We start from the raw sequence: 823 nt of genomic DNA, 5'->3' as shown, positions 1-823 counted from the left end.
TTGGCCCCTTCTAAGGTGAGACGGCGGGCCATGATCAAACCAATATCGCCGGAACCTAAAATCACAATTTTTTTGCCAGGAATATAGCCTTCCATATTGGTCATGCGTTGAGCAGCACCCGCTGTAAAAACGCCTGCCGGACGTTCACCAGGAATACGAATGGCGCCACGTGTCCGTTCCCGGCAGCCCATAGTAAAAATAACGGCCTTCGCCTGAATTTGGCACAATCCTTGTTTAGGATTGACGGCAATAACGGTTTTATCATTTTGCACAGCTAATACCATCGTGTCCAGCATAAATTTTACTGCCTTGTCTTGCTGAACTAGTTTAATATAGCGACTGGCATAACCCGGTCCAGTAAGTTCTTCTTTAAACCGGTGCAGGCCAAAACCGTTATGAATACACTGTTGAAGAATACCGCCACATTCGCGGTCACGTTCAATGACAAGAATACTTTGGGCTCCCTGCTCTGAGGCACTGTGAGCTGCCGCAAGTCCTGCTGGGCCACCGCCGATAATAACAATATCATAAGATAATTTAGTCATGATGGATCACCTCACAGTTACCAGGAATTTTATCGTAGAATAAATAGGACTCAGCTGTTTCTTTGCGAATCGCTGTAATGGGCACATGGAGTTCACGCGCCAAAATGGTTGTCACTCTTGGTCCGCAGAAGCCGCCTTGACAGCGTCCCATACCTGCCCGTGTCCGCCGTTTGACACCGTCTACTGTTTTCGCTCCGCAAGGCGAATGAATGGCATCGAGAATTTCGCCTTCTGTAATGGTTTCACAGCGGCAAATGACGCGACCGTAAAGGGGATTT

At 48.1% G+C, this 823-nt stretch carries 2 protein-coding genes; both read right to left on the bottom strand.

Features of this window, described 5'->3' with window-relative positions:
* Positions 1-545 (bottom strand): NAD(P)/FAD-dependent oxidoreductase (locus Ga0466249_RS25805; protein ID WP_215832371.1); only part of this gene is annotated, 545 nt, incomplete at its 3' end.
* The coding region (locus Ga0466249_RS25800) for a (2Fe-2S)-binding protein (protein ID WP_215832370.1) at positions 538-823 on the bottom strand (286 nt) is incomplete at its 5' end. The genes Ga0466249_RS25805 and Ga0466249_RS25800, both read right to left, overlap by 8 nt.

The organism is Pelorhabdus rhamnosifermentans, assembly GCF_018835585.1.
GTDB lineage: Bacteria > Bacillota > Negativicutes > UMGS1260 > UMGS1260 > Pelorhabdus > Pelorhabdus rhamnosifermentans.
This window is presented reverse-complemented; position numbering and strand designations above follow the sequence as displayed.